The organism is Caldanaerobius fijiensis DSM 17918 (assembly GCF_900129075.1).
In the GTDB taxonomy this organism is placed as follows: Bacteria; Bacillota; Thermoanaerobacteria; order Thermoanaerobacterales; family Caldanaerobiaceae; genus Caldanaerobius; species Caldanaerobius fijiensis.
Genome location: NZ_FQVH01000005.1, coordinates 67391 through 92052, shown reverse-complemented (window position 1 = coordinate 92052; position 24662 = coordinate 67391). Strand labels below are relative to the sequence as shown.

Here is a 24662-nt window from a genome sequence, read left to right as displayed (position 1 = left end):
GTAATGACTCTAAAAACTCACGTATAATAACAATATATGACTCCATATTTCGGTGCATATTGTATGCAAAGCACTAATACACAGCCCTATATATTATAGCATAAATGCATAAAAAAGTGAATTAATTCACAAAAACTTTTTCACCGCTCATGTATTTTAACAATTCATTATATACAAAATTCTTCATATATTCATGATTTTTATATGTGACAACGCCATCGATTTTTACGGTAGGATAACAAAACACATCATATTTTCGCTTTTTATTAAATCTCTTAGCCTGGGTTTCACTCATGCGAAATACACCCGCATTTATATCCCTTATATTTTCTAAAGGTATACTTTCAAATATCTTTTTAAAAAAATTAGCATAAACCGTTTCAAAACCTTCAATCATCATAATCGGTTCAAAGGATAATCTTACCTTTAATCCCTTTGACACAGCTTTCTGAACATTGTTAAGCCGTATATCAAGAGCCGGTGTAAGCTTTTCATAGCGGCTTATGACTTCATCTGGCGACAATGTCCACGCCAATATTACATTTTTAGGTATATCCATATCTGAAATAGCGCTATAGCAACCGCTCTTGGTCTTTATCTCCATCAGGAGATTACTGTTAGACTTAGCGTACTCAATCCACCTGCGGGCAAGGCCTGTCAAACGTTCAAGAGCCAATAAATCTGAATCGTAGGAAATAGACAGATATGCAGATTGGTCCTTTGTAAGAGCTGACACTTCATCAAAAAAATCTTCTATATTTACAAAAACCACAATATTTGCAGATGTATACATACCCTGCAAGTAACAATAGTCACAATCGTATATGCAATTGAGTATGTTTGAGGCATAATAAAAATTTTTATTCCCAAAATCTTCGCAGAGCCGGGAACCTTTATAAATAAAATCTGCTCTTTTCTTAGCTAATATAAGCTTTTGAGATCTTTTCTGCGCTTCAAAATCCTGTGATGCCCTGTTAAATACATCTTTATAATTTTTAATTTTAATCAACCTGGCATTTGGCAATTTATTTAAAATATCCATAGCTACAGGATGTTTTATTGCATCTTCTTCCACATAAACATGGGAAAACCTACTAAAAAGTTTCAAATCTTTTAAGCAACGACCGGAAATATCGACTTCTCTCATCCTTCGTCATCACCTTTATTTCTTTGTATTCTCCTAAAAAGTCAAGCTCTTTTCTGGTTCTCGACTTATATTGCATACACATCTTAATAAGTTCTAACCTTTGACTTTCTGTCAATCGCATATTAGAGCAAATCTCATTAATTTCTTGAGTCTCTTTTTCGCTCAATATATGGTCACTTATAAGGGTATCTTTAAATGATAATAAAAACGAATCTATAAGCGGCATTTTCTCTTTTATTAATTTTTCTATAAATCTTTTATCAATAAGCTTAGCATCCAATCTGTCCGAAACAATTTTTATAAGACATATTCTATGGACATCCAGATACTTAGACGCTGCCTGAAAAAAACCGCTGCCCTCCATATCACATAGGTCTTCTAATAACTGACTTCTATCCGTCAGCGGATATGAAAAAGTCTCAATAGATGCCTCACAAAAAGGGTGTTTTAACAATACGTCAGGATAAAAATCCCTTCCGGTCTCATGATCCCTAACCTTATTTATAATATATATCTCGCCCAAATTGCCTGTCAAAGAACCACAAATGCCTATATTTACAATACTATCTTCTTTTGAAACAGGCTTTGTAGACAGAAGGTGAGCTGTACCTATGGCACTGTTTATTTTGCCAACGCCTGTTATAATCAGATTAATATCATTATTAGAGAAAACCTGGAATACAGCATCACTCATATCTCTTTTTAAATTATACCACTCTATTAACGGTTTCGCTTCATTATACAAGGCTGTAACTATATATAGCATATGATCTCCCACTACTTTTTTGTTTTATATTATAACATATTTTATAAAAATATTTTATATATGCTATAAAATACTGTTATTTTACGAATAGTTGTTTCCATGTTATACTTTTCCCATCTTCATCAGATTAAAGGAGGAACGAACAAATGGAAAAAGATATTTCATTGAATCAGGAACTAAGAAAAGAAAATCAAATCATTATAAAGGCAAAAGGTATATTACTCACTATTATCATCGCCGTTTTATCCAAATTGCTAGTTACATATCCTTACTTATCAATAATGGGAACAATGGTACTGGCTATATTAGCAGGAATAGCGTGGCGAAGTATATTCGATGTCCCTGAATCTCTAAGCCCCGGTATAGATTTTACTGCAAAAAAGATATTGCGCTACGGAATTATTCTCATGGGCATAAGACTTAATTTTTCTAAAATCCTGGAATCAGGATATCGAGTAATACTTCTTGACATACTCGTTATTGCCTTCGCCATAACATTAATTTATACGCTAGGAAAATTATTTAATGTACAAAAGAATTTATCATTACTGGTAGGCATAGGAACAGGTGTATGCGGAGCCGCTGCTATAGCTGCTGTGGCACCGCTGATAGATGCAGACGAAAACGAAACCACTATTTCCATAGCTATAATAGCAATATTAGGTACTATATTTACAATCTTATACACATTTTTATTTCCAGCGCTCCATTTAAATCCATATGTCTATGGTATTTTCTCTGGCTCAACTCTTCATGAATTGGGGCACGTTATTGCAGCCGCCACCAAAGGCGGAAGTACCAGCCTCGATATTGCTGTAATAGTAAAATTAGGTCGCGTTGCTTTGCTGGTTCCCGTTGCTTTTATTATTAATGCGATCTTCAGGAATAATATATATAAAAATTCAGGCATCAAAAAAATTTCTGTCCCCTGGTTTATAATGGGATTCCTGGCTTTTAGCCTTATAAATACCTTTAATATATTGCCAAAACCTGTTGTTGACATAATAATCCAAGTAAGTATATTCCTGCTCACAATGGCTATGGCAGCACTAGGACTTAATGTGCGTATAAGCAGCATTAAATCCATTGGACTAAAAGTTTTACTTATTGGAATTATTGGTTCTATCGTCATAAGTGTTTTCGGCTATATTTTTGTAAATGCATTATATTAAATTCCATCATTTTTTAACTCGATAATTCATATATATAATCAAAAATAATTAAAAAGGTGGGGAAATCAAATATGGAAATATACAATTTACCCATAATTCCCCTCATAGTCGGCGTAGTAGAATTGCTTAAGCAACTAGGTTTACCTCAAAAATGGGCTGCGCTGGCTTCAGCCATTATAGGCATCCTTGTAGGAGTCTTTTACATCGCACCAGGAGATATTCTAAAAGGTATATTAGAAGGTCTAGCTATTGGCCTAGCCGCAACAGGATTATATAGTGGTACGAAAAATACTATAGGAGCTTTCAGAGGCAACAAAGCATAAGGTATTGGGCGCGTTTCCCAATACCTTATAATTTTACGCACATTTCCTCTTATACCTTGCCACTCAGTCCTAACATATATTATAGCACACCATAAAAAAGGAGCAGCATATCTTTAAGATACTACTGCTCCATGTCTGTTATTTATTCTATAATGCCCTCATATGCTTTCCAATAGAGCTCTTCCAGCTCACTTACAAGAGGATACCTGGGATTTGAGCCTGTGCACTGATCCAAAAACGCTATGTTAGCCATATCATTCACTTCCCTCTCGAAAGAATCTCTTGGTATCCCAGCTTCAGCTAATGACAAGGGCATATTCAATTTTCTTGTCAATTCGACAATGGCGTTTATAAGGCTCTTTACACCTTCTTCTACGGTATCGGCCTTTAATCCTAGGAACTTCGCAATTTCCGCATATCTTTCTGGAGCTTTATAGTACTCATATTTGGGATATGATGTGAACTTGGTCGGTTCGGTAGCATTGTATCTTATCACGTATGGTAGAAGTATGGCATTAGCCCTTCCATGGGGTATATGAAACTTACCTCCGAGAATATGAGCCATACTGTGATTTATACCTAAAAATCCATTGGTAAAAGCCATACCCGCCATGCATGATGCATTGTGCATCTTTTCCCTCGCTTCTTTGTCCATGCCATTCTCATACGCTCTTGGAAGATATTTAAACACCAGCTCTATGGCTTTTAACGCAAGAGCATCAGTGTAATCTGACGCCATGACCGAAACATACGCCTCAATTGCATGGGTTAAAACATCCATACCTGTATCTGCAGTAACTGACCTGGGCACAGTATAGGTAAATTCAGGATCAATAATAGCGATATCCGGCGTAAGCTCATAGTCCGCAAGCGGATACTTTATATTCTTTGTCTTATCTGTTATAACAGCAAAAGCCGTAACCGCTGAGCCCGTACCACTGGTCGTCGGTATCGCAATCATAAGGGCTTTTTTACCTAACTGCGGGAACTTATATGCCCGTTTTCTAATGTCAATGAACTTAAGCCTTAATTCCTCAAACTTGGTATCTGGGAACTCATAGAACAGCCACATGCCTTTTGCCGCATCTATAGCAGAACCACCACCCAGCGCAATAATCAGATCCGGGTTAAATCTATTCATAGCTTCTACACCTTTCATAACCGTATCCACAGAGGGATCAGGTTCTACATCGGAGAAAATCTCATAATCAATTCCCGCTTTATCAAGGTGATAGAGTGCCTTATCCACAAATCCCAATTTTACCATAGCTGGATCTGTGACGATAAATGCCTTTTTGCCTTTAACCTTTTCAAGGTATTGTATTGAACCGGGTTCGAAATAAATCTTAGGTGGAACCTTAAACCATCTCATATTATACCTCCTGGCCGCAACCCTTTTTATGTTTATTAACTGTCTTACACTGACATTAGCTGTGGTTGAGTTTTTACCCATGGTACCACAACCTAGTGTGAGCGACGGCGTATTGCTGTTATAAATGTCGCCTATAGCACCATGACTTGAAGGTGAATTGATTATTATCCTACCAGCCCTTACCTTTTCAGAAAATTCCTTGATTATAGCTTCATCTTCGCAATGAATAACTGCTGAATGTCCTAGGCCTCCAAATTCCGTCATTTCCTGGCATCTCTTTATCCCTTCTTTATAATCCTCTACTATATAAAGTGCCAGTATTGGACTAAGTTTCTCCCTGGAAAGTGGATACTCCGGTCCCACACCTTCCAATTGTGCTACCAATATCTTTGTATTTTCAGGCACACTAAAACCTGCCATTTGCGCAATCTTCGTAGCAGGTTGCCCTACCACCTGTGGATTCATAGCACATCTCTCTTTATCTATAGCCAGATTTTCCAGCTTTCTGCGTTCTTCATCATTTACGAAGTAGCATCCATGTTGTTTCATTATATTTATTACTTCATCTGCTACATCTTTATCGATTATCACTGCCTGTTCTGATGCACATATCATACCATTATCAAAAGTCTTGCTCAGTATAAGGTCATTAACAGCTCTCTTCAAGTGAGCAGTTTTATTTATATAACATGGAACATTGCCAGGACCCACACCTAAGGCTGGTTTTCCTGAACTGTATGCGGCCTTTACCATGCCAGCTCCACCTGTGGCTAAAATTAAAGACACACCTGGGTGATTCATCAAATATTGAGTGGCTTCTACAGAAGGTTCTTCTATCCACTGGATACAATTTTCCGGTGCTCCATTGGCAACAGCTGTATCTCTCATAAGTTTTGCCGCAGCAATACTGCAATTTATAGATTTAGGATGGAAGCTAAATATGATTGGATTTCGTGTTTTAACGGCTATAAGGCTCTTAAAGAGCGTCGTGGAAGTTGGATTTGTGACTGGAGTTATGCCTGCTATAACGCCTACAGGTTCTGCTACTTCTATAAAGTCCTCTTCTTCGTTTTCGTTAATTATGCCGACGGTTTTAACATACTTAATGTCGTGATACACGTACTCAGTCGCAAACATATTTTTTATAACCTTATCTTCATATACACCCATACCCGTTTCTTCTACAGCCATCCTTGCCAGATCCATATGCCTATCTATACCCGCCAAGGCCATTGCTTTTACTATAGCATCAACTTGCTCTTGATCCAGCTTATAATATTCCCTTTGTGCAATTTCAGCCTTTTTTACCATCTCATCGATGGCTTGCCTATAATCCATACCAATACCTCCTTGTTATTTTATTAACATTGTAAGGGCCATTTTTTATTCGTTGTTATCTGTATACAGTATATTTTCTGCGATATATAGCCATTTTATTCCTCGTATTATATGTCAATGTTTTAACAATCTTTACGTCTTCATTATATACTATTGTTAATTTTGTGTCAATACTTATTATCTCTTGATAACGATTTCCGTATGAAATTTTTTTATAAAAAAACACCGGTATAACCGGTGCGTTATAACTCTTTCAGCGTAATAGCTCTATGCGGACAATATCTTGTGCAAACTCCACAACCTGTACATTTATCACTATCCACAGAAATTTTTACATTAAAAAAGCCATGTCGTTCTACCTTAAAAGCATCAAATTTACAGCTCCTTGCTGCTGGACAAAATGGAGATCTATCGCAAATCTCTTGATCTACAACTGCTTTTTTCATTTTTCCCCTTCCTTCCTGTCTTTTATCTTTTCGTATTTAATTACATTGCCATTATAATAATTCCCCTATCCCCATCCCCCTGGGGTGCTGTATCCATTATACAATATTTTTTACTTATAATCAAGTAAAAAAAACCTTGAGTGAAAAAAATCACATCAAGGTTTTTTAAAATATTTGATAACTTCTGTTATTATCAATATTGAAAGGGATAATATAAAGACTATTCCCCAATCTGTTGCATTTAACACGCTCACGCCAAAGTAAGTCCTCAATGGCGTTAAAATAACTATAAACATTAACACTGCCGATAGTATAATAGAATAAGTCATGTATCTATTACTAAAGACGCCAATTTTAAGCAATGATGCCTCTGCTCTTACATTCAGAGCTTGAAATAGCTGGGTTAAAACAAGTGTAGAAAAAGCCATCGTCCTCGCTGTTATAAGATTCTTCTTCATTAATCCAAGTCTAAAAGCAACCAAGGTCAAAAGGCCTATCAAAATGCCCTGCAATGTAATTTTCCACCATAAGCCGTGTGCGAATATGCTCTCTCCCTTTGGCCTGGGTTTTTTATCCATAACATCAGGTGCTGGCGGTTCAACGCCTAAAGCAAGGGCCGGAAAGCTATCTGTTAAAAGGTTTATCCATAAAATGTGAATAGGTTTTAGCGGCATAGGCATGCCAAGCATAACTGCCACAAAAATCACTACAATTTCACCTACATTGCATGATAAAAGAAAGTGTATTGATTTACGTATATTTTCGTAAATGGTCCGGCCTTCTTGAACTGCAGAAACAATGGTTGCAAAATTGTCATCTGTTAATATCATGTCTGCGGCACCCTTTGCCACATCAGTACCTGTCATCCCCATGGCAGCTCCTATATCAGCCTGTTTAAGAGCAGGAGCATCATTTACCCCATCACCTGTCATAGCAACAACAGCTCCATTATTCTGCCAGGCTTTTACTATCCTTACTTTATGCTCTGGTGAAACCCTTGCATAAACCGAAATATCCTTAACCTGTTTATCCAATTCTTCATCTGTTAATTCGTTTAATTGAACACCTGTCACAGCCTCATCCCCTGCCTTGTATATGCCCAATTCTTTTCCGATTGCTACGGCTGTGACCAAGTGGTCACCTGTAATCATAACAGGCTTAATCCCTGCTTTTTTACACAACCTCACAGATTCTTTTACTTCTTCCCTGGGAGGATCGATCATGCCTATCAAACCTATAAACGTAAGATCACATTCAAATTCGCCATGTGATCCAATATCATCCAAATCTTTATATGCAACAGCCAATACTCTCAACGCACCTTTTGCCATTTCTTCATTAACCGCTTTTATCTTCTCTTTAATACTATCGTCCAACGGCAATATATCGCCATTCAAATATAAACTTGTACACCTATCAATTACATTATCAGGTGCACCCTTCGTTATCACCTTGTATCCTTTTTCATCTCTATGTACTGTCGTCATCATTTTTCGGTCAGAATCAAAAGGCACCTCGTCAACTCGCGGTTTTGCCTCTTCTATATCCTGTTTTCTTATACCAGCCGATTTAGCAGCCATGACAATAGCCACTTCGGTAGGATCCCCAATTTCCCTTCCATCCTCATCTATAAAAGCATCTGTGCAAAGGGCTGCACATTCTAATAAGAACTTCACTTCATTATCTGTGCTGCCTTCAGATTTAAATATGGCATTTATATCGCTATAAACTTTATCATTTGTATATAATTTCATTACCGTCATGCGATTTTGTGTTAATGTACCGGTTTTATCTGTACATATAACACTGGCGCTTCCAAGCGTCTCTACCGCAGGTAATTTTCTTATAATAGCTTTCTTCTTTATCATCTTTTGAACGCCTATTGCCAGGGTAATCGTAACTATAGCAGGTAGTCCTTCCGGAATAGCAGCAACAGCCAGGCTCACAGCTGTCATAAACATGTCAAAGACAGGCCGTCTACTCAAAATACCTGTTATAAAAATGATAAAACAGATTAAAAGAACCCCAACTCCAAGGTATTTTCCCAATTCTTCAAGCCGCCTTTGAAGTGGCGTAGCGGCTGTATCCTGGCTATCAATAAATTCAGCGATCTTACCCATTTCTGTATTCATCCCGGTATCTGTCACAATCATACGACCTCTACCATAAGCTACCACAGTGCCCATATAAGCCATATTTATCCTATCTCCTAATGGAAGCTCTTCGGCTTTTAACGCCTTTATATCCTTATCTACAGGTACCGATTCCCCAGTCAATGCTGATTCATCGATCCTTAAATTAGTTGCCTCAAAAAGCCTGCCATCCGCAGGAACAAAATTACCCGCTTCTAAATACACTATATCTCCCGGTACAAGCTGGCTTGTGGGAATGTCGACAACTCTTCCGCTTCGAATGACCCTAGCCGTTGGTGAAGTCAATTTTTTCAATGCTTCCAGAGACTTTTCAGCCCTGTTTTCCTGCAACATACCCAAAATCCCATTTAATACTACTACAACTATCATAATTACAGCATCTGTTACCTCACCTAATAATAACGAGATGATTGTTGCCGCTAACAATATGAGCACCATAAAATCTTTAAATTGATCGAGAAACATCAAAAAAAGAGATTTCTTATTTTGTTCTTTAAGTTGATTATAACCGTATTCGCGTAAGCGCTTCTGAGCTTCTTCGTTGCTAAGGCCCTTGATGATATCCGTCTTTAAATACTCCTCCACATCCTTATATTCTTGATTCCAATATATTATTGTCATTCACTCCTTTCATAAAAAATATATTTTTCAGTTTTTTCTAGCTACTATTATATCACGCATAATCGCCTGATCTACACGATGTTCGAACTGGTTATAGGTCTCTTTCTCTAATACCGCCAGACCAGCTTGCTCTAAAAGTTGGTGGAGGTTCTGACGTTTTAGCAAAAAAGTATTCCATGACAATACCAAACTGCCTCCCTTTTTCAGTACACTGGTCCATGCAGGCAAAGCTTTTTGCAGCAAAAGTTCTGGATTGCGCGTAAAACTACCTGTGCCAGTATTGCTCCCGTGTTGAATACCGTAAGGCAAGTCAGCAACAATCACATGAAAATAATTCTTTTTAAAGTATTTATCGGTATTTACCGTATCTCCACGCACCATGTTTACTTCAAGCATATTATTGTTTTTATACTCTTCCTTAGTTTTTGCCAGATTTATACAAGTTATATCGCATATTTTAGTCCCTTCCGAAGACATCTTTGACTTTGATACTTTGTGCTTAAATCGCTTGTTTTCCAGATACTTAATCAAAAATGCCAACCCCTGGTCTACAAGCTTTTTATCTATTTCTACTCCTGAAACATTATAACCAAAAATCAATCCTTGAAAAAGCGAGGTACCCTTACCGCATACAGGATCTAGCAGATTTATACGATCTTGACCATAAAAATCGCTAGCAAATACTGCCAGATTTATCATGAGCTTTGTGAAATATTCATTGGTCTTACCTGAGTATTTCAAAATGTTCACGATATCATCCTCAAGATATTGCCCGTAATCTTTAGTCATGGGAACTAAACATGTCTTGCCGCCATATTCCTCCTGTTTAAAAAGAGCATATACAAAAGACAGCCTGGATATCAATTTAAGATCTTGTGAAGGTAAGGAATCAACGTTAAAAGTTACATAATCTATGCCGTGTATATTTTCTAGGGCTATATTTTCACATGTCCTAGACATTCGATAAGCTGCAGCCTCAAATTCTAACAAAGCTAATTTTTTAGATGTATTGTAGTAAACCTGGTTATGGTATGGATGCATCAAAATAAGGTACTTTTCCAATACAGCCACTCCTCTTTTTTATAATTGTAAAAAAATATGCATTTTTTAATATCAATAAGTTATGCTAATTTTATATTTTCCTCTTGAGTCAAGAACTGCATAGAGCACAGATAGTGATACAACCCTTTTCGCTTTATTAAGTCCTCATGTTTCCCCTGTTCCACAATGCGACCATCTTTTAGGACTATTATATTGTCGGCTTTTTTTACCGTGGACAGGCGATGAGCTATTATCAGGATAGTTCTGCTGCCTGCCAGATTATTTATAGCATTTTGTATCTCTCTTTCGGTTTCTGCATCAACTGAAGATGTAGCCTCATCCAGTATGAGAATAGGCGAATTTTTTAACACTGCCCTGGCTATAGAAATCCTTTGCTTTTGTCCTCCAGAAAGTTTTATACCTCTTTCTCCTATATAGGTATTATAACCATCAGGCATCTGCATTATAAAGTCATGAGCACATGCTATTTTTGCGGCATTTATGATATCATCCATAGTGGCCTTTTCATTACCGTAAGCTATGTTTTCAGCAATCGTTCCATTAAACAAAAAGACATCCTGCAGCACCATGCTTATATTATTCCTTAAAGACCTCAAAGATACTTCCCTGATATCTATATCGTCTATCTTTATCGACCCTGAATCCACATCGTAGAAGCGATTTATAAGGCTCATTATAGTGGTTTTACCTACACCGGTAGGACCTACAAAAGCAACCATTTGCCCCGGGTTTATAGTAAAAGATATGTCTTCTAATACTGGTTTTTCATTATTGTAAGAAAAATTCACATGTTCAAAGGTTATTTTACCTTTTATATTTTTTAAGTCAATTGCATGTTCCTTCTCTTTTACATCAGGTTCTGTATCCAGGACCTCAAATACCCTTTCTGCACCAGCCAATGCCTGTTGAAGGTTTTCTAGAACCTGGCCCAATGCTGTTATAGGCTGATAAAACATACTTAAATATAATATGAAGCCAACTATATCCTCTACCGGTAGTTTGCCCTTTATGGCCATTATACCTCCCAGAGACACCACTATAACAGTCCCTATTGAGCTGAAAAAATTCAACACTGGATGAAATATAGCGCTAAGCTTTAATGCACCTATTAGTGCCGTTGCATGCTCATACGCCCTATTTTTTATTTTTCCTATCTCGCGCTCCTGTTGGTTAAAAGCCTGTATTTCTCTTATCCCCGACAGATTATCTTGCAGATCAGCATTTAAATCAGCTAAAGCCCGTTGGGCAAACCTGAATGAGGGCAGTATGCGCTTGGTAAATACTGCTCCCCCATAAACCAAAAAAGGGATGGGCACCAGCGATAAAAATGCCAGAATAGGATTCATGATAAACAGTATTATAGTTACACCCAGAAGTATCAGGGCATTAGTAAAGAGATCTGGTAAGGCATGAGCTATCAGCATCTCAAAGGTAGCAGTATCATTTATTACTCTTGACATCAACTGCCCTGTCTGCTTGTCATGGTAATACCTCAATGAAAGCTTTTGTAGTTTCTCATATACTAACACCCTCATATAGGCCACCAACTGCCACGCTCCATAATGAGACAAATAGCTGCTTAAAAACTGAAATACAGTTCTGGCTATATAAGTTAGTGTCAGTATTATTGAAAGTCTTACAATGAGTTCCTTGGCATTGGTGTAGCGATTAAGATTAGTTACTACTCCAATAAGATCCCTTATTAACCAGGGACCTATAAGGTTCAAACCAGTTATGGAAAACGTACTTATTACAGCTATAATGAGATATTTCCAATAAGGTCTGGCATATCGCACAAGTCGTAACAAATATCGCATACTCTTATACACCCCTTTATCATCGATATTTTTACAGCAAAAATATTATATCCTAAGAAAAAAAATAAAGCAAATTCACCTGATTGTTTTTTATATAAATAAAATAATCGTCTATACCAATAGAGCTGAAGTTGTCTTCAGGCTCTCGATAGACGATTCGGTTTACATATTGCACACATATAATAGCGGCGAGTGGAGTCGAACCACCGACACTGCGGGTATGAACCGCATGCTCTAGCCAACTGAGCTACGCCGCCCTATTTTATTATTAATTTTTAAAAATCATAATTAAAATTTAGTTGCGGGGGTAGGATTTGAACCTACGACCTTCGGGTTATGAGCCCGACGAGCTACCTGCTGCTCCACCCCGCGATGTTTTACACCACCTGGTGCCGGAGACCGGAATCGAACCGGTACGAGTCTTTTAGGACCCCCAGGATTTTAAGTCCTGTGCGTCTGCCAGTTCCGCCACTCCGGCAAACCTCAGCGACGATATATATTATATATCAACGCAACCACTTTGTCAAGGAATATTTTCGAAAATCAGACCTTCTAAATTGTCCCATTCGCTGACTGAAATTTCTTCTAGCTCAAAATACTCCATTACTTTTGTAAGGATCATAACGCCTGCTACAATAATATCCGCTCTTTCAGGCATCAGACCTTTTACCCGCTTTCTTTCATCACTGCTCATCCCAGACAACACATTTAGTATACTATATACTCTATGATATGTCAAGACGTAGCTGTGAACTTTTTCAGAATCGTAAACATCCAGGTTTTGATCTATCGCTGCCAGCGACGTTATTGTGCCACCTACACCGACCGCCACAATTCTTTTACCCCTACTCAAAATAATCTCTTTTAAGCGATGCAATAACATCAAATTCATTTCTATATCTTCACTCAATTTTTGCATATGACTTTTATCATATAAGCTCTCATTTAAATACCTTTCCGTTAACCTCACAGCACCTATGTTTAGGCTATACCTCTCCTTTATTTTGTTCTTTTCCCCATATGTAAATTCTGTACTGCCACCGCCAATATCTACAATTAAAATACTCTTCCCTTCACAACTTTTTATGCCACCGGCTACTCCTTTAAAAGCCAATTCTGCTTCCTTTTTTCCAGATATCACATCAACTCTTACGCCCGTTTTCTGATATATTTCTTGTAACAACACTTCCTTATTTAAAGCATCCCTTACCGCGCTGGTCCCTATTGCAATAATTTTATCACAGTGAAAAGACCTTGCTATATCTACAAAATTTGTAACGGCATCTACGGTTCTGCATATAGCATCTATTTTCAAGGTACTGGTGATATCTACACCAGTACCTAATCTAGTCGTCTTTATACCTTTATAAATTTTAGTTATACCATTTTTATCGGCATCAGCTATTAACAGCCTTACCGAATTCGTCCCTATATCAATACAACCAAATCTCATCGGTCACCTCGACTATCATTACATAAAGATCAATCACTTTTCGATCATTTTATTGGTTTTTCCTCTATTATATCCTCCCCCAGACCTTCTTCTGGTATCCAGGTTCTTTTTAAGCTGCTGCTGTCTTTCATCGCTATCCTTTAAAAACTTAGCAAGCCTATCCTCAAAAGACATGTTGCTGGACGATTTGTTACGATTCCATTCTAAGTCCAATGGTCTAGACGATTTTTTAAGCTCCGCATTCGCCTTTTTAATTGACAAGCTAATTTTACCATCAGGGCTAACCGACAAAATTTTAACTTTTACCTTATCCTTTTCTTTTAAATAATCTCTCACATCTTTCACGTATTTATCTGCGACTTCTGATATGTGTACTAATCCAGTTTCCCCTTCTGGTAACTGGACAAATGCCCCGAAGCTTGTTATATTTAGCACGGTTCCGTCGACCACTTTGCCTACCTCAACTGGCATAAATAAAAGATTCCTCCTTTTAATTCTTTAATACAATTTTATTGTATCAATGATTTGTCCCAAATGCAAGCACATCAGAGGCTCTGATTTAACTTTTTATAAAAATCTATTTTCCATTAATATCCACATAGACGGTTTGGCCTTTTTTTACCAAGCCCAATTCATCACTGGCGATCTTTCTTACAAAATCTAATGTTTTTGAATATTTTATTTCCTTTTGAAGCCTTTCATTTTCTTTCTTAGCCATTTCGATTCGCTTATTTAAATCTCTCTGCTCTTTATGCAATCGAATTATGGTATATTGTTGCTGAATAAGTGTCACAGAAGTATAAACTGTAATAGCAAAAATCACCAGTTTCCTTTTATTCACCTTCAACCTCACCTAAAACAATCCTTTCCTTGGATTAATGCATTATCTAATATTGATATTCGACGCAACTACTAAAATCCCTTCATTTTTTTCTGAAATTTAATAAATTTTTAACACCGTTAATTTGCCTTGCCACTATATTATATGCAAGCAAAAATGGAGATGATATAAAGCTAAAGAGGCCAACCATACTTCTTTTTATACATCTGAGTGTCTTTATGGTAATTCTTATAAACACAAAACTGAATAATTTCATGTAAATATAAAAGCCCGATATAAATCCCAGGAAAGTATAAAACCTTAATTCCGCGTAATTGGCAAGAAATATCACTGAAAACACAAATAACGAACAAATTAACCAAAAAAGCGCATCTTCAATATACGTAGCCTTTTTTTTAGGTCTAAATATTCTCCTGAATATCCTGTAAATATCATAAAAAAGCCCTAAGAAAATACCTCCATACATACATATTAAAAAAACTAATACTTGATTACTTATAGCCGAATCCATATCATCACTCCACCACGCCAAAAGTAATAGAAAAACCCCCTTAAAGCAAAGTAAGGAGGCATATTATTATTTAAACATTTTACTTAAAAGGCCCTTTCCACGGCCTTTCATATCTTCTTTGCTGGTGTAAGTGAGGCTTAATATAGTGCCTTCGATGATAAGTTCCCCATCGTCTAGGTTAAGCTTGTTTATGTGTAAATCCTTACCTTTTATGATCAATCCCCCAAGGTTTGTAGAAAGATTTATGTTATCTTCGTTAAAGCTCATAACTTCTATGACCCCGCTTATTTTTGCTTTTTCTCTGTTCTCTATAAATATATTATGAGACGCATCCATATGCATCACCCTCTTAACCCTTTATATAAAATATATGCAGGGCATATAAAAGTTATGACATTATAATAGTTTATACATCTCTGCAGCATCCTCTTTCAATGCGTGTTCATGTAACTGTGTTACCATTGCTTTAACTGTTCGAGAACCAAGTTGAATCTCTATTACATCTCCTACCTTTACTTCTGTGCCTGCTTTCGCTATCTTACCATTTACCAAAACGCGCCCCTCATCACAGGCCTCTTTTGCTACTGTTCTGCGTTTTATCAACCTTGAAACCTTTAAGTATTTGTCCAGTCTCATACTATCACCTACTTAAATTAAAATTATATAAAAAAATCAGGTCACGCGACCCGATTTTTTATTTTACTCTTTCCTTAAGCAATTTACCTGCTTTAAATACAGGAGCTTTAGAAGCAGGTATAATAATTTCTTCTTTCGTCTGGGGATTTATGCCTTTTCTCTCGGCTCTTTCCCTCACCTCAAAAGTCCCAAAGCCAACCAGCTGAACTTTATCCCCTTTCTCAAGAGTTTCTATAACCGATTCTATAAAAGCATCCAATGCTTTTTCGGCATCTTTTTTAGTAAGTCCACTTTTTTCTGCCATGCTTGAAACAATATCAGCCTTATTCACCTTAAAACCTCCCATTTCCATTTTTGTTTTTATAATATGTTGCATTTTAATATATTCTTCAAAAAATCGCAAAATCCTGCTTTTTAAAGCTATTTTTCATTATTCTTGTGAAAATTATTCGTCTTGGCTTCATTCCACAGTTCATCCATTTCAGATAAGCTCATATCCTGCATCATCTTGCCCATTTCTACAGCTTTGGTTTCAATATAACTAAATCTTTCTATGAACTTCTCTATAGTACTGGCAAGGGCTAGTTCCGGTTCAACTTTTAAAAACCTTGACACATTTACACATGCGAACAGAACATCGCCCATCTCTTCTTGGATTTTTTCCCTGTTTCCAGATTTATATACCTCTTTTAATTCCTCAATTTCTTCATAAAGCTTGTCCAAAGCCTTATCTACATCATCCCAATCAAATCCCACCTTTGCAGCTTTATGCTGTACCTTATAACTTCTCATAAGAGCAGGCAGTTCTTTAGGTATGTCCCTCAACACCTCAGTAATAGAAGTATATCCTTTTTCGTCTTTTTTTATGGCATCCCAGTTATTTAAAACCTCATCGGTACTTTTTACCTTTATGTTAGAAAAAATATGGGGATGCCTCAATATCATCTTGCTACACACTCCGTCGATGACGTCGTTTATGTTAAACAAACCACTTTCTTCAGCTATCCTTGAATGAAAAACCACCTGGAACAGAACATCTCCCAATTCTTCCTGTAGCTTAGCCGGATCTTTTTTATTAATAGCTTCTATAACCTCATAACATTCCTCAATAAGATACTGTCTGAGGGTTTCGTGAGTCTGTTCCTTATCCCACGGGCATCCGCTATCACTCCTTAATTTTTCCATTATTTTTATCAGATCTCCAAAATCATAGGTTGAATTGGATGCTGGCGGTATGTATACACACGTTAAGTGATCTATGTCCTTTTGCATGTCAAGCTGATACAATTTGATCTTTCGAACAACTTCCTCATGGGGTATGCCTGCTGATCGTATAAACACGATATCTTGCTCTGGCTGATATATTTTCATAAGCTTTAACTTAATTTCTGATGCAACCAGATTGTCATATACCTGTGTTATTATATTCCCGCAAGCGCGATCAGGCACCTGCCGATCTAAAGAAAGCCCATCCAGGATTTTTAGCCCATTTATTGGATCGTATTTAATAGATGCTAATACAGCATCAATAAAGCTAACAGCTGAATATACAAAAACATCAATTCCTTTCTCCTGTGCCAACCGCATCAGGTTATCAACGGATCTTTCTGCGATAAGGGGATGTCCTGGTACAGCATATACCACCTTTCCCCCTTCCAATACCCTTCCGATAAGGAATTCAGCTATTTTAATATATACCTCATCAAAAGATCTGCTTTCCTCGTATATATAGTCAAAAGATTGATACTTTATGCCATTTTCATCCAACCACTTAACAGAAGGATGTATTTTAGTCCTCAAATATATTTCGTCAGCCCCTCTTAAAATATTTTCTGTCTGCCTTGTTATTAAACCGTCACTGCCTGGCCCTAATCCTATAACATCTATTCTCATATATCATCACCACAATTATTTTACCACCATTTAACCCTTTAAAGCAACAAAAAAGACCTGGATGGTACCAGATCAATCATATCCTTTAAACAAGGGTGGCGGAGTAGGCTTCAAGGGCATCACAATTTGCCCTGTCAGCGCATCTATATGCATAAGCCAATAACCATCAGCATCATATTCGAATTGCTGACCTCTAGCAGGCCTCCAGCAAACAAAGCCAGTAAGACCTCCATAAGGCTGATCAAACATATTAAATTTACCCGGCATAGCATAAACTATATACTTTACTTTGTTTTGCTCAAAAACCAACCCCATCAAGTAATGATCTTTATTAAATGCATACCCGTTTTCAATCTTCCACCATTTATAACCTTCCATTTTTTCTTCAAAAGGCTGTACTTCTTGCAAATGTCCTATTATATCTCCAATATATTTCTTCAAATTTCGTACATACTGGCTCTCACCAGGCACACCTTGATCTTTTAACTCCAGCAATCCAATAAGATTTTCTGCTTCACTTTCACCTATATTTTTTTCAGATATATTATTTTGCTCAGATATATTTTTTTCAGAACTTTGATCTGTTTTGTCTTCCTTATCTTCTTGCGGTTCTGCATGATCATATCCTGATTCACCTTCATCATGATCCAAATTTTCAACATATGCACCATTTTGCTCTAACTTTTGCTCTAACTGGCTATCGCTATCTTCTCCTATATCTATATTTGGTAATTCTGGCACAAGATTCTCTGAAGATTTGGACTCGTCAATGCTTATATTTTTGTCGTGCTTAATCATTTTTTTCCAATCAGCATAATCACCATCTAAAAGTCCTACCAGCGGTGTAATCAATTGTCCATTGAGATTATCCACCACAACTGCGCAAACCTTCAGATCTTCCAATCTGATACCTTTCCCCTCGATATTTTCAGGATCAAAAAGCCATTGAGAAATGCACCTACCCATATCATCAATTTTCAATACACCCATATCAAACATCACGGGCTCATTGTTTTTAAAACCAATAAGCATGCCTTTATATGAAAAATCCTCCGGCTGCTTCAGGCCTGTCACATTTATAGTAACCCTACATCTGTTGCCAAACCTTTCAAACTTAAAAAAACCGTCTGGTTTTTCGCCTTCTATAGAATACTTGTCATCGTCCGGCTTTAATGTCACGAAAAATCTCCTCAAAAGCATACCAACCCCCTCCTTTTAAATAAGGTATGCCGACTACTGGTAAATATATATGCATACTTCTAATTTTTAGAACATTATGGGGGCAAGCTTTCGCGATAAGCGTGCAAAATCCTCTATACTTAAGTTTTCACCACGTACTTCAGGATCTACACCGCATTCCTCTATAATACTTTTTAACATAGCTTTATCCTTCAAAATATCCCCACCATGCAGGGCGTTTAGAAGTGTCTTCCTTCTACTGGAAAATGCAGCTTTAACTATTCTAAAAAATTTTTTCTCATCTACATCTACCGCAGGCGATTTTCTTATATCCATCCTGACAACAACAGAATCCACCTTAGGTTGAGGCTTAAAAGACTCTTTGGGAACATCCAATACTATTTCAGGTATAGCATAGTATTGTACTGCGATAGTTAAAACACCGTAATCCTTATTGCCAGGAACAGCAACAATCCTTTGGCCTACCTCCTTCTGAACCATAACCACAATCCTATCAATCTTTGATCTAAATTCCATAAGCCTCATAATTATCGGCGTCGTTATATAATAGGGCAAGTTTGCTACCACTGTAAAAACGTCATCAAAATATTCCCACAAATTTACCTTTAGGATATCCCCGTTGATCAGACAAACATTATTCCTGTTTTTAAGACGGTCATTTAGCCTTTCATAAAGACTGCGATCTATTTCCACAGCAACCAGTTTATTAGCCACATCAGCAAGTTTAAACGTAAGGGCACCGGTTCCAGGACCAATTTCTAATACATCACGTCCTTTTACCCCCGCTTCTCGCACAATAGCGTTAGAAATAGAATCATCGATAAGGAAATTCTGACCCAATCTCTTTTTTGCTTTGATTTTATCCATACCTTATCCCTTCATTGAATACTTTCTAAAGCCTTCATAAATTCTTCTCTCGATATGTTGTAAGTATTTAACCTTTTTAAAAACTGTCCGGCATTGGCATAACCTATACCTAAAATAGCGCCCAGCTTTGCCCTTCTTATCGAAGCCTTTTGATTACCTACCAGTTTTGCATTTATCATGTCCTCCATCGTAAATACATCTTCTTTATCTATTCTCTCTACTCTAGCTTTTTCTAATGCCCTCACAATGCTCTCAGGCGAAGCATTTTCTACCCCTACGTCATCATGCAATGTCGCTTCATCCCTTGGTATAAAAGCGTGCTTCACACCTTTTACCAGCGACGATATTTTCCTCCTGATTGCTTCACCTGCATGATCTGGATCTGTCAATACAATTACTCCTCGTTTCCTTTGAGCCATGCGAATTAGATCTATTGTTTCTCTTTTTAATCTAAATCCATCTGTTACAATCACATCTGCATCTACTGCTCTCTTAACAGCGTATAGATCATCCCTTCCCTCTACCACAATAACTTCTTTTAACATCAATCACAACCCCCGAAGCAAAATATCTCCAAATTATAAGTAATCAGTAGAATTTCTGCAATAGAATTATTTTATCACGTCTATGCAAAAATCACAATTGTTTATAAAGATATAAAGTAAAGGGATACGCATGTATCCCTTTACTTTAAAACATACACTTTTACTATACGTCGCCCATATCGCTGTGCTTTTTCGCTGTCGCTAAAATATAGATCTATTTTGTTGCCTACTATAGCGCTTCCCGTATCAGCAGCCAGCGCATATCCATAACCTTCTACGTATAATCTCGTTCCCAGTGGTATAACCAATGGATCTACAGCTGCAATGCCTGGTTTTACTCTTATTCCAGACGCTGTTATACCATAACCTCCATCCCCTGGAGATTTTCCTGTATCTGAATAACTGCTGGTATATGCTGTAGCTTCCATTGTTAATACTTTTGAATACCTTATAATCTCGCCCCTTGATGTTGTAAGCATGCCGATGGTGCCCACGGCTATCACCTTGTTTATCGGGAGCTTTAGAACTTTTTCTTGAAGTAAAGTACGGGCGACCTCTTTACCATCTTTTAATATTACTTTGTATATCAATTCCTTTTTTCCATTTTGCCCATCTCGGACCACCACAGATTTTCCCTGCTCTAATCTATCTGTATAACTTTTCGTCACTTTAAACGGTATATCAGCAATTTCTGTTACAGTCTGCTCCTGAATTCGAGATATTTTTATCGTTTCATTAGGTTTAACGATTTCCCATGGCGATGGCCTGACCTCGTCTCCTTTCACGATTTTTATATCTGCCTGGTTAAGTATATCGCCTACAAACTCCTTATCTGTTGACAACCTGAATCTCTTGCCATCAACTTCAACATTAACCCATTTAAGGTTTAAATCAGGTTTTCCAAACAACTCTTTATTTATCCTGTTTATTTGCTGCTGAGGCAGGTTGTATGTAATAAAAACTCGCAGCGGCGATTTTTCAATAGATGCCACTTCTTTAGAACGCATTTTAAATAAAAAAGGTGTTATAGCAGCAATAGTAGCTATGGCAATAACAAATATGTACATCTTTTTATTTGCCATACTATCGCCTCCTTTCATTGCCCTCTATTTTAATCCAAAAGAAACATCATGTCAAATTGCCTTGGGCATAGAAATATGCTATTATTATAGTATGATATTATTATACCAAATTATTCATCATTTTGTAAAAAATAGAGGGATACCCCTCTATTTTTTACATTTATATTTACATTCCATGGTACATATGCATATGCTTTATACACATGTCAATATGAAGCATTAATAAGGCAACTATATATCTCATCTCCATCATTTCTTCATCCATCGGATGCATACCCGGCATATATGGCATTCCAGGTAACGGCATCATGCCAGGCATAGCGACTGGTGGCATTCCATGCACAGGTGCCGTTCCTGGCACCATAGGCATTCCCGGCAGCGTGGATATAGGCGCCATACCAGGCATTCCAGAAACCCCAGAAGATGCTCCAGGCATTATAGTAGACATTGCTGGCATTTGATAAGGCGACATACCAGCAGCTGTATCAGTCAAAGGATCTTTATCCATAACCATACCTCCTCATGAGAATTATTCATTACAGTATATGTTGCATAAAATACAAGTGTGATAGCCTACAGATTTATAATCTAAACAATGCATGAAGAGGCTGGTAATAAAATATAATTCCTAAAATGCCAGAAATTATAGTAAGCAAAATAGGATCAAAATCTTTATATGTAAGTATAAATGCCAATAAAAATATCAACCAGCTGTATACATCTATAAACGACCCTTCTGCAACTGATACGGCAGCCGCAGCTATAAGGCCAATGCTGGCAGGCCTTATCCCCTTAAACATCCATTTAACAGCAGGTTTATCAGAAAAACGAGTAAAATACCTGGCTATGATTAAAATAATGACAAATGAAGGTAAAACCACACCTAGTGTAGCAAGTGTCGAACCCAAAATACCTTTTATGGTGTACCCCACATAAGTTGCAGAATTTATCGCTATAGGACCCGGCGTCACCTGAGAAATAGCCACTACATCTATAAAGTCTTTGTTTGATAACCAATGATTCACATTAACTATTTCTTTTTGAATGACGGCAAGTACCGCATACCCGCCACCAAAACTGAATGCACCTATCTTTATAAACGAAAGCAAAATCTTAATCAGTACTGCCACGTTCTTCGCCTCCCGAAATAGCCATCGCTGATATACCTCCCAGCGCAGCTAATATTATAACAAGTATCGGATGTAAATTAAAAACGATGATAGCCACTGCTGCAAGAAATGTAACTGTCAACGCGCCACTCTTTATTTTAGCCGATTTAAGCAGCGTTATTACGGAAGCACCTATCATTGCTGCCACAGCGGGCCTTATCCCCTTAAAAATAGCCTCTATCAGCGGTTGATCTTTTATCGTGGTAAAAAACATCGCAATCAATAAAATAGTAATAAAAGAAGGAAGGGTCGATCCTAAAGTAGCAACGATAGAGCCGATAAAGCCCCCCATTTTGTAACCCACATATACCGATGTATTTATAGCAATAGGTCCAGGTGCCGACTGAGCAACCGCCAGGATATCCACAAATTCTTCATCAGAAAGCCACTTGCGTTTGCCTGCAATCTCTTTTTTCATGAGCGGTACCATGGCGTAACCGCCGCCTAATGTAAATGCTCCTATCTTGAAAAAAACCAGAAACATCTGTATCAACCGTTTTGTCAAGAAATTCGCCTCCCTATAACTACTCTCTCAATACCCGCCAAGTCCTTTATGATGTCCACAGAATATGACATCATCATCGATTTTACCTTTTGTGCCTGATCATACCCGACTTCAAATGCCAATAAGCCACCTTTTTTTAGATACTCAAAGGCACCTGCTATAATCTTTCTGTAAAAGCGCAAACCATCCTTTCCCCCATCAAGAGCTAGGGCGGGTTCGCTTTTTACTTCATTAGATAAATTTTTTATGTCAACAGAAGGTATATACGGCGGGTTAGATACAATAACATCGAAATAGCCCTTATATTCGTCAGGCAATGCATCATATACATCTCCTTGATAAAAAAACACCCTATCTTCAACACCCAATCTACGCGCATTGGTCTTTGCAACAGCCAGCGCATCAGATGAAATATCTGTAGCATATACAGAGCTATCAGTTATGAAGTAAGCAAGGCTTATACCTATGCATCCACTACCGGTTCCTATATCCAAAATTTTAGGGCTCTTTACTCCTTTAAGCCGTTGAATTAGTGCCTCCACCAGGATTTCGGTTTCAGGCCGCGGAATTAATACACTTTGATTTACTATAAAATCTATACCCATAAATTCTTTAAAACCCGTGATATATGCTACAGGAATACCCCTCCTGCGATCTTCTATTAGTCGGCGATATATAACTAAATCATCATGAGTCAATTTTTCTTTATTTATCACTATAAGGTGAGCCCTTTCACATTTTAAAACGTGAGATAAAAGAAGTTCGGCATCCAGGCGTGATGTCTGAATGCCTATCTCTTTTAGCACACCCGTTCCCCATATAATGGCTTCATGGACACTCAATTGTCTTTCCTTCATCCAGCACACCCTTTAAAGAACAAATGGCTACTTCCAGTTGCGAATCATCAGGTTCTCTTGTAGTAAATCTTTGCAAATATAGACCCAAGTACGTTAACACCTTTATGAATCTATTTTCACTTCTACCTGCCAGCTTAATGAATTCATAGGATATTCCGGCTACAACAGGCAACAATATTATTCTCAGTACTATTCTATCCTTAAGTGATGGCCATTGAAATAGAGAAAAAACGATAATACTTACTATCATCACTATAAACAAAAAATTTGTCCCACACCTGGGATGCAGTGTAGAATATTTACGGGCATTCTCTACGGTCAGCTCCTGGTCATGTTCAAAACAATGTATCACTTTGTGTTCAGCACCATGATACTCAAATACCCTCTGGATATCCTTCATCAACGATATCAACGAAAGATAAGCCAGAAATATTAAAACTCTTAACATGCCTTCTATCGCATTTAACCCAATATATGATCTTACCGCACCCTTTAAAAAGGAACTGGCATATGTTGGCAATACAAAAAACAAAAGTACAGCAAACGCCACCGATATAGTAATCGAAGCATACATAAACAATAAATTTTTTACTGAATTATCTTTTGATTGCTCATTTCCTTCAACAACGTCAGCTGAATACATCAACGACTTAATACCTACAAGAAGGGAATCAAGAAGCACAAATGTACCCCTTAAAAAGGGTATATTTAAAAATGGAAACTTTCGGGTAATAGGCAAAAAACGTTGTTTAAATAACTCTATACTCCCATCCTGCTTTCTAACAGCGATAGCGTATCCGTTTATGCCTCGCATCATCACGCCTTCAATAACGGCCTGCCCGCCGTAATCAAACTTTCTGTTCAATTTCATCACCTCGCCTGTTTT

At 37.4% G+C, this 24662-nt stretch carries 26 protein-coding genes and 3 tRNA genes; 2 read left to right on the top strand and 27 right to left on the bottom strand.

Annotation, left to right across the window (positions count from 1 at the left end; translation table 11 throughout):
- Positions 1 to 121 precede the first annotated feature (121 nt).
- Positions 122 to 1147 carry an SPL family radical SAM protein gene (locus BUB87_RS03900; protein WP_073341922.1) on the bottom strand — a complete coding sequence of 342 codons (1026 nt, stop codon included), beginning with the start codon at positions 1145 to 1147 and terminating at the stop codon, positions 122 to 124.
- Positions 1095 to 1913 (bottom strand): 5'-methylthioadenosine/S-adenosylhomocysteine nucleosidase family protein, encoded by an 819-nt coding sequence (locus tag BUB87_RS03895; RefSeq protein ID WP_073341920.1) that lies wholly within the window; start codon positions 1911 to 1913, stop codon positions 1095 to 1097. Before BUB87_RS03895 ends, BUB87_RS03900 begins: the two co-directional genes overlap by 53 nt.
- Positions 1914 to 2059: 146 nt before the next feature.
- On the opposite strand from BUB87_RS03895, the gene BUB87_RS03890 reads away from it, so the two are divergent.
- Positions 2060 to 3085, top strand: coding sequence for a YeiH family protein (locus BUB87_RS03890; protein ID WP_073341919.1), 1026 nt, complete (start codon positions 2060 to 2062; stop codon positions 3083 to 3085).
- A gap of 71 nt (positions 3086 to 3156) precedes the next feature.
- Complete coding sequence (locus tag BUB87_RS03885; protein ID WP_073341917.1) at positions 3157 to 3408, top strand: hypothetical protein; 252 nt, start codon at positions 3157 to 3159, stop codon at positions 3406 to 3408.
- Positions 3409 to 3550: 142 nt separating this feature from the next.
- Here the strand turns inward: BUB87_RS03885 and adhE are convergent, their stop codons facing one another.
- The 25 genes from adhE to BUB87_RS03760 all read right to left on the bottom strand — a co-directional run bounded on the left by adhE (position 3551) and on the right by BUB87_RS03760 (position 24647).
- A complete protein-coding gene (adhE, locus tag BUB87_RS03880; protein ID WP_073341916.1) occupies positions 3551 to 6118 on the bottom strand; it encodes a bifunctional acetaldehyde-CoA/alcohol dehydrogenase in 2568 nt (855 codons plus the stop codon).
- 242 nt (positions 6119 to 6360) lie between these two features.
- On the bottom strand, positions 6361 to 6564 hold the full coding sequence (locus BUB87_RS03875; RefSeq protein ID WP_073341914.1) for a 4Fe-4S binding protein: 204 nt from the start codon (positions 6562 to 6564) through the stop codon (positions 6361 to 6363).
- A gap of 155 nt (positions 6565 to 6719) precedes the next feature.
- The gene (locus BUB87_RS03870; RefSeq protein WP_073341913.1) at positions 6720 to 9338 is read right to left on the bottom strand and encodes a calcium-transporting P-type ATPase, PMR1-type; all 2619 of its coding nucleotides are present in this window, start codon (positions 9336 to 9338) and stop codon (positions 6720 to 6722) included.
- A gap of 27 nt (positions 9339 to 9365) precedes the next feature.
- A complete protein-coding gene (locus tag BUB87_RS03865) occupies positions 9366 to 10400 on the bottom strand; it encodes a TRM11 family SAM-dependent methyltransferase (RefSeq protein ID WP_073341911.1) in 1035 nt (344 codons plus the stop codon).
- A gap of 59 nt (positions 10401 to 10459) precedes the next feature.
- Positions 10460 to 12217: an ABC transporter ATP-binding protein gene (locus BUB87_RS03860; protein ID WP_073341910.1), complete on the bottom strand. Its 1758-nt coding sequence runs from the start codon at positions 12215 to 12217 to the stop codon at positions 10460 to 10462.
- Positions 12218 to 12400: 183 nt separating this feature from the next.
- Positions 12401 to 12474 (bottom strand) — tRNA-Met (locus tag BUB87_RS03855).
- 42 nt (positions 12475 to 12516) lie between these two features.
- Positions 12517 to 12589 (bottom strand) — tRNA-Met (locus tag BUB87_RS03850).
- Positions 12590 to 12604: 15 nt separating this feature from the next.
- Positions 12605 to 12695 (bottom strand) — tRNA-Leu (locus BUB87_RS03845).
- Positions 12696 to 12740: 45 nt separating this feature from the next.
- Positions 12741 to 13670 (bottom strand): Ppx/GppA phosphatase family protein, encoded by a 930-nt coding sequence (locus tag BUB87_RS03840; RefSeq protein ID WP_073341908.1) that lies wholly within the window; start codon positions 13668 to 13670, stop codon positions 12741 to 12743.
- Positions 13671 to 13703: 33 nt separating this feature from the next.
- Positions 13704 to 14141 carry a S1 domain-containing RNA-binding protein gene (locus BUB87_RS03835; protein ID WP_073341907.1) on the bottom strand — a complete coding sequence of 146 codons (438 nt, stop codon included), beginning with the start codon at positions 14139 to 14141 and terminating at the stop codon, positions 13704 to 13706.
- 106 nt (positions 14142 to 14247) lie between these two features.
- Entirely contained in the window at positions 14248 to 14511 is a 264-nt protein-coding gene (locus BUB87_RS03830; protein WP_073341905.1) for an FtsB family cell division protein, read from the bottom strand.
- An 82-nt stretch (positions 14512 to 14593) separates the two neighbouring features.
- Entirely contained in the window at positions 14594 to 15022 is a 429-nt protein-coding gene (gene yabQ, locus BUB87_RS15040; RefSeq protein ID WP_407641817.1) for a spore cortex biosynthesis protein YabQ, read from the bottom strand.
- A 66-nt stretch (positions 15023 to 15088) separates the two neighbouring features.
- Positions 15089 to 15358 (bottom strand): sporulation protein YabP, encoded by a 270-nt coding sequence (gene yabP, locus BUB87_RS03820; RefSeq protein ID WP_234945947.1) that lies wholly within the window; start codon positions 15356 to 15358, stop codon positions 15089 to 15091.
- Between the two features lie 60 nt (positions 15359 to 15418).
- Complete coding sequence (locus tag BUB87_RS03815; RefSeq protein WP_073341901.1) at positions 15419 to 15658, bottom strand: RNA-binding S4 domain-containing protein; 240 nt, start codon at positions 15656 to 15658, stop codon at positions 15419 to 15421.
- Positions 15659 to 15716: 58 nt separating this feature from the next.
- Complete coding sequence (locus BUB87_RS03810; protein WP_073341976.1) at positions 15717 to 15989, bottom strand: HU family DNA-binding protein; 273 nt, start codon at positions 15987 to 15989, stop codon at positions 15717 to 15719.
- Positions 15990 to 16078: 89 nt separating this feature from the next.
- Positions 16079 to 17551 (bottom strand): bifunctional methyltransferase/pyrophosphohydrolase YabN, encoded by a 1473-nt coding sequence (yabN, locus tag BUB87_RS03805; protein WP_073341899.1) that lies wholly within the window; start codon positions 17549 to 17551, stop codon positions 16079 to 16081.
- 72 nt (positions 17552 to 17623) lie between these two features.
- On the bottom strand, positions 17624 to 18751 hold the full coding sequence (locus tag BUB87_RS03800; RefSeq protein WP_073341898.1) for a DUF7922 domain-containing protein: 1128 nt from the start codon (positions 18749 to 18751) through the stop codon (positions 17624 to 17626).
- A gap of 66 nt (positions 18752 to 18817) precedes the next feature.
- Positions 18818 to 19618, bottom strand: a complete 801-nt coding sequence (rsmA, locus tag BUB87_RS03795) for a 16S rRNA (adenine(1518)-N(6)/adenine(1519)-N(6))-dimethyltransferase RsmA (RefSeq protein ID WP_073341896.1) — start codon at positions 19616 to 19618, stop codon at positions 18818 to 18820.
- Positions 19619 to 19629: 11 nt separating this feature from the next.
- Positions 19630 to 20163: a ribonuclease M5 gene (gene rnmV / locus BUB87_RS03790; RefSeq protein ID WP_073341895.1), complete on the bottom strand. Its 534-nt coding sequence runs from the start codon at positions 20161 to 20163 to the stop codon at positions 19630 to 19632.
- 140 nt (positions 20164 to 20303) lie between these two features.
- A complete protein-coding gene (locus tag BUB87_RS03785; RefSeq protein ID WP_073341893.1) occupies positions 20304 to 21245 on the bottom strand; it encodes a G5 domain-containing protein in 942 nt (313 codons plus the stop codon).
- A gap of 166 nt (positions 21246 to 21411) precedes the next feature.
- On the bottom strand, positions 21412 to 21753 hold the full coding sequence (locus tag BUB87_RS14860) for a hypothetical protein (protein ID WP_073341892.1): 342 nt from the start codon (positions 21751 to 21753) through the stop codon (positions 21412 to 21414).
- 73 nt (positions 21754 to 21826) lie between these two features.
- Entirely contained in the window at positions 21827 to 22375 is a 549-nt protein-coding gene (locus BUB87_RS03775; protein WP_073341890.1) for a chromate transporter, read from the bottom strand.
- Positions 22359 to 22919: a chromate transporter gene (locus tag BUB87_RS03770; RefSeq protein WP_234945946.1), complete on the bottom strand. Its 561-nt coding sequence runs from the start codon at positions 22917 to 22919 to the stop codon at positions 22359 to 22361. Before BUB87_RS03770 ends, BUB87_RS03775 begins: the two co-directional genes overlap by 17 nt.
- A complete protein-coding gene (gene prmC / locus BUB87_RS03765) occupies positions 22916 to 23776 on the bottom strand; it encodes a peptide chain release factor N(5)-glutamine methyltransferase (RefSeq protein WP_200792754.1) in 861 nt (286 codons plus the stop codon). The genes BUB87_RS03770 and prmC overlap by 4 nt, the downstream gene beginning before the upstream one ends.
- Complete coding sequence (locus BUB87_RS03760; protein WP_073341888.1) at positions 23748 to 24647, bottom strand: DUF1385 domain-containing protein; 900 nt, start codon at positions 24645 to 24647, stop codon at positions 23748 to 23750. The genes prmC and BUB87_RS03760 overlap by 29 nt, the downstream gene beginning before the upstream one ends.
- Between the last annotated feature and the right edge of the window lie 15 nt (positions 24648 to 24662).